This is a genomic window from Corallococcus sp. CA049B (assembly GCF_003611685.1).
Lineage (GTDB): Bacteria > Myxococcota > Myxococcia > Myxococcales > Myxococcaceae > Corallococcus > Corallococcus coralloides.
In genome coordinates this window covers 1-5202 of the sequence record NZ_RAWC01000355.1, presented here as the reverse complement: position 1 = coordinate 5202, position 5202 = coordinate 1, and the positions used below count along the sequence as shown (strand labels likewise).

At 69.0% G+C, this 5202-nt stretch carries 3 protein-coding genes and 1 pseudogene; 1 reads left to right on the top strand and 3 read right to left on the bottom strand.

The window, feature by feature from the left end:
- Nucleotides 1–576 (bottom strand): protein kinase (locus D7W82_RS38270; RefSeq protein WP_233588189.1); only part of this gene is annotated, 576 nt, incomplete at its 3' end.
- Nucleotides 577–704: 128 nt separating this feature from the next.
- Here D7W82_RS38270 and D7W82_RS38265 point away from each other — a divergent pair.
- Entirely contained in the window at nucleotides 705–2558 is a 1854-nt protein-coding gene (locus D7W82_RS38265; RefSeq protein ID WP_120622981.1) for a serine/threonine-protein kinase, read from the top strand.
- Nucleotides 2559–2567: 9 nt separating this feature from the next.
- On the opposite strand, the gene D7W82_RS38260 is transcribed toward D7W82_RS38265, so the two are convergent.
- Together D7W82_RS38260 and D7W82_RS40795 are read right to left on the bottom strand one after the other, a co-directional pair.
- Nucleotides 2568–4562 (bottom strand): MopE-related protein, encoded by a 1995-nt coding sequence (locus tag D7W82_RS38260; protein ID WP_147439760.1) that lies wholly within the window; start codon nucleotides 4560–4562, stop codon nucleotides 2568–2570.
- A 14-nt stretch (nucleotides 4563–4576) separates the two neighbouring features.
- A pseudogene (locus D7W82_RS40795) lies at nucleotides 4577–5202 on the bottom strand (tetratricopeptide repeat protein); the annotation flags it as partial.

Sequence of the window (5202 nt, the reverse complement as noted above, 5' to 3'; positions counted from 1 at the left end):
GGGCTGCGGCGCGCGCGGGGCGGCCCGGCGCGGATCCACCCCGGGCATCCCGCCGGAGTCCGAGTCGTCATCCCCGGCGCCGTGGAAGCTGGCCAGGTCCTCGCTGGGCGCTTCCTCCGCGAAGGCGTTGAGGTCGAAGGTGCCGTCGTCCTCGCTGGCGTCGTCCGCGTCGTCGTCCGGGCCTTCCTCGCCGCCGAAGTCGTCGTCCGCGGTGCGGCGGAGGGTGAGCGGGAAGCGGGAGGCGGGCGTGGGCGTGTGCAGGTCGTTGAAGCTCACGTCCAGGTAGTGGCGCAGGGTGAGCCCTTCGATGAGCTCCATGGCCAGGTACGGCTGGCCCGCGTGGACGCCGGCCTCGAAGACCTTCACCACGTTGGGGTGGGCCAGGTCCGCCAGCGTCTCGAATTCGCGCGCGAGCCTCCGGGCCGCGCGGTCGTCCAGCGACGGGCCACCCGTCGACAGGAGCTTCAGCGCGACCTCGTCGTTGCTGCGGCGGTCCAGGGCCCGATAGACGGTCCCGGCCCCGCCACTGCCGAGCGTCTCCAGCACGCGGTAGGGACCAATGGCCTTGGGAGGCATGGGAGCGCGGATCCTACGGACCACGTCACGTCACGGTCAAACGTCCTGGCGTCTTGCTCGTGTCACCGGACGCTCGCTCGCGCGGAAGGTTTCACTTTTCCAGTGAACCGTGGGAAAGCTTTGGGGCCATGCAATTGGGGAAGTACCAGCTGGTGCGGAAGCTCGCCTCGGGAGGCATGGCCGAGGTGTTCCTCGCGAAGGCTGCGGGGCCCCGGGGCTTCGAGAAGACGCTGGTGCTCAAGCGCATCCTGCCGCACCTGGCGGAGGATGACGCGTTCGTGGAGATGTTCCTGGGCGAGGCGCAGCTGGCCGCCCGGCTGGACCACCCGAACGTGGTGCAGATCTTCGACTTCGGCGAGGTGGACGGCAGCTACTTCCTGGCGATGGAGTACATCGACGGGCCCACGCTGCGCAGGCTCATCAAGCGCTCCACGGAGCTGAAGCAGCCGCTGCCCCCGGGCGCGTGCGCGAAGATGGTGGCCGCCGCGGCGGAGGGGCTGGCGTTCGCGCACGAGCTGTCGGACCCGGAGACGGGGGCGCCGCTGGGGCTGGTGCACCGGGACATCAGTCCGGAGAACGTGCTGGTGTCGCGGCAGGGCGCGGTGAAGGTGGTGGACTTCGGCATCGCGAAGGTGGCGGGGCAGAGTCACCGCACGGCGACGGGCGTGGTGAAGGGCAAGGTGGCGTACATGCCGCCGGAGCAGCTCCAGGCGAAGGCCATGGATGGGCGCGTGGACGTGTACGCGCTGGGCATCGTGCTCTACGAGCTGCTCACGGGGAGGCGGCCGTTCGACGCGACGACCGACGTGAGCATGATGCAGGCCATCCTCTTCGAGCCCTTCGTGCCCGCGGTGGAGCGCCGGCCGGACCTGCCGGAGGCGATGCAGCGGATTTTGGAGCGGGCGCTCGCGAAGGACCGCGAGCATCGCTACCCGGACTGCCGCGCGTTCCAGGCGGACCTGGAGCGCTTCGTGCTGTCGCTGGGCGAGCCGGTGGGCGCGTACCAGATCGCCCGGCTGGTGGCGCAGATGATGGAAGGGGTGGACGCCACGCCCGTCTCGCCCACGCCCGCGAAGGGGCGGGTGACTGCGCCCGTGGCGCCCGCGGTGGAGGCAGCGACGACGCCCATGCCGGCCCGTGTGGGCACGGCGTGGGAGGCGCTGTCCTCGCGCTCCTCGATGGAAGCGCCCGCGGTGACGGCATCGCAGCACGACATGCCTTCGAGCCGGTTCGATGCGGCGACGGATCCGGCGACACCGTCCGCGGGGAGCTTGCTGCGGGAGTCCTCCAGGCCACAGCCTCAGGAGGTCTCGAAGGGGGTTGCCTCCGAGCAGCCCCTGCTCGCGGGCGCGGTGCGCTCGCCCCAGCGGAAGCTGGTGGGGGCGATGGTGGCCGTGAGCGTGCTGGGGCTCGCTGGGGGATTGGCGGTGGCGGGGCGGGGTGAGAAGGCCGCTGCGCCCGCGAGTGTGCCCACGCCGGTGGCTCGGAAGGACGACGTGCCGGTGAAGCCGCCGGAGCCGAAGGTGACGCCGGTCGTGGCGGAGGCGCGCGTGGAACCGGTGGCGGCCGAGACGGTGGACAGTGGCACTCCCGCCGTCGTGGCCGAGGTGAAGCCCGCGACAGAGAACTCCGCCGAGGTGCGCGACGCGGGCGTGGTGGCGGAGGTGGCGCCGACTCCGCGCCCCACCGTTGCCGTGAAGCCCGCGACGACCAGTCCGGTCGCACCGCCGGTCCGCCGCGTGGCCACGCCGGTCCGGCGCGACCTGCCCAAGGGCAGGGTGGAGTTCCGCGTCCGTCCGTTCGGCATGGTGTCCCTGGACGGCAAGCCCCTGGGACAGACACCCTTCGCCGCCGTGGAGGCGACGGAGGGCGTGCATCAGGTGCGCGTCGTGAACAAGGAGCTGGGCAAGGACGTGACCCGCTCGTTCGAGGTGAAGGCGGGCCAGGACAACGTCTTCAAGCTCAACCTCGCGGCGGAGTGACGGGCTAGGTCACTGCGAAGTCAGGCTCCAGGCTCCGGGGGCTGCAATTTGGTTCGGTGTGCGGGCATCTATTTCCGGAGTTTCGAACGGGCCGAATGCATTGTACCCCCAGCCCCAGACGCTTCCGTCTTGTTTTACGGCCAGGGAGTGTTCGTTGCCTGCTGCCAGGGATGCGACGGTCGTGAGTCCTGGGATCTGAGCTGGAGTCGCGCGGCCCGTGGTGGTTCCATCTCCAAGCTGGCCTGCATAGTTCCCCCCCCATGCCCAGACAGTTCCATCCTGCTTCAGTGCGAGCACATGGTTGGCGCTGGTCACAAGAGCCGTCACGGTCGTGATGCCCGGGACCTGCTGGGGGGGCGTCCGGATACCGTCGTAATCCCATACCCAGACGGTTGCGTCCTTCTTCAATGCCAAGTCAGGGCCGCTCATTGAGGCGATTGCCGCGACGCCTGTCAGCCCGGGGACCATGGAAGGGATATTCCCGGTTCCCACGTCGTAGAGGAGCCAGACAGTGCCATCCGCGCGCAGAGCCAGTGATTTGTTGGCCTTCGCGGTGATGGCGATGGCGCCTGTCATTCCCGGGATCAGGGCAGGGGAATCGCGATTCTTCTGGCTGCCGTCGCCCAACTGGCCCCACTCATTATTGCCCCAAGCCCACACCGTGCCGGCTCGCGTGAGCGCCAGGGAATGATTGGCTCCAGCGGCAATGGCGACGACATCCTTAAGTCCTTGAATCCGCTGTGGAGTGGAGGGTGAACCATGAGGTCCAATCCCAAGTTGCCCGTAGGGATTGTCCCCCCAGGACATCACGGTCCCGTCCCGCAAGAGTGCCAATGCGTGATTCATGCCTGCGGCGATGGTTGTTATGTCCTTGAGCACTGATTCATGAATACGGGTAGGGTGGTTGGTGTCGGGCACATCCCCCAGAAGATTGTATGGATTGCTACCCCATCCCCAGACCGTTCCCGTGGGCGTCACTGCTAGATTGGTGAGCCAGGTGGCGGCCATTCGAGGGCCTGGGTAGAGACCATCGTCAATGGCGCCATTGCAGTTGTTGTCTTTGAGGTCCTTTGTTTCCACAACCTCGGGACGGATGGCTGCGGTGGTGTCATCGCAGTCCGTGGCGCTGGTCACGTAGCCAGCAGGCGCTGCGCAACCCGAGACGGCCTGGGTCACGTCGCCATACCCGTCCCCATCCGCGTCCCGGTACCATGTCAGGATGGCCAGTCCTTCATCCTTCGCGCCGTCGCAGTTGTCGTCACGACCGTCGCAGCGCAGTTCGCTTTGACCGGGATGAATGGTGGCGTCCGACTCGTCGCAATCTCCGCCCTGTTCCGCCAGTTGCCCCGCGGGTTCCGCGCACGCCAGCACGGCCACTCCGTAGCCGTCACCATCCTGGTCCAGGAACCACGTCCGCATGCCCGGGGCATCCGACTCACCGTCCACGCAGTTGTTGTCCACGCCGTCGCACAGTTCCTCCGCGCCCGGGTGGATGTCCGCGTTCGCGTCATCGCAGTCCGTGCCTCCCGTGGCGATGGACGGATGACCATCGCCGTCCTCGTCGCTCTGGGACACATCGAGCTGGACGCCCTGCACCTTGCCCTGGGGGACCTCGACGAACCGTAGGAGCTTGGTGGTCGCAACGCCGTCGCACGCATTGCCCGCGAAGGACTCCGCAATCAGCCGGAACGTGGTCCCCTGTGCCTCCGAGAGCAGGATGCGCAGACCGCGAGCCTGCTCCGGCGTGACCTGCGTCGGTCCCAGCAACTGGGTGGATGCGAGCAGCCGCTTGTCGCCATCCTGGAGCGAGACCTGGACGCAGCCAGGGCTGGCGTTCTCACTCCGGACCTCCACCGCCATGCCCCGGTCACAGGCTGCCGGATCCGTCAGCCGGACCGTCGCGTCCTGGAAGTCTACGCCGGTGTTAGAACAGAACCTCCGCAGGATGACGTCGTCATCGACGGGCACGGTGCAGCCGCCCAGCATCAACATCCCCAGCGTCAACGCGAGCCGAATCCTCACGGAGTCCCCGCCGACGCCGTGGACTCACCGCCGAGGAAGTACGTGGTGACGGCGCCCACCGCCGCCGCCAGAGCCGTGCCGAAGAGCACGTTCGCCACGACCGCCTGCCCCCGCGCATCGTCCAGATGCCCGCCCACGTCCGTGGACAGGTCCGCCTCGCGCGCGGAGCTCACGTTGCCGCGCGACTGGAGCCCGATGATGGACCCCACACCGCCCGCCACCACCCCCGTGCCCAGCAGCACCCACGACACCGTCGGCACCCGGCGCATCCCGCGCTCACGGGCATCCGCCTTCAAGTCCACGCCCGGAGCAGGCGCCGCCGCGACCTGGGGCGGGCTCAACGCCGCCGGACGCTCCACCACCGGCGCGTCCGCCGGCTTCTCCAGCGCCGCGCGCTCCTGCCGCACCGCGCTCCGCACCGACTCGAAGTCCCCCTCCACCTTGGGTGACACCTTCGCCGGCAGCTTCGCCTCCGGGGCCAGCAACAAGCCCGCCCGGAACGACGCCAGCGCTTCATCGCGCCGCCCCATGTCCGCCAGGATGACGCCCTCGTAGATGGCCGCCGCGCTGCGCTCTTCTTCGGAGCGGGCCAGCCGCCGCGCCCGGGTCACCGCCGCCAGGG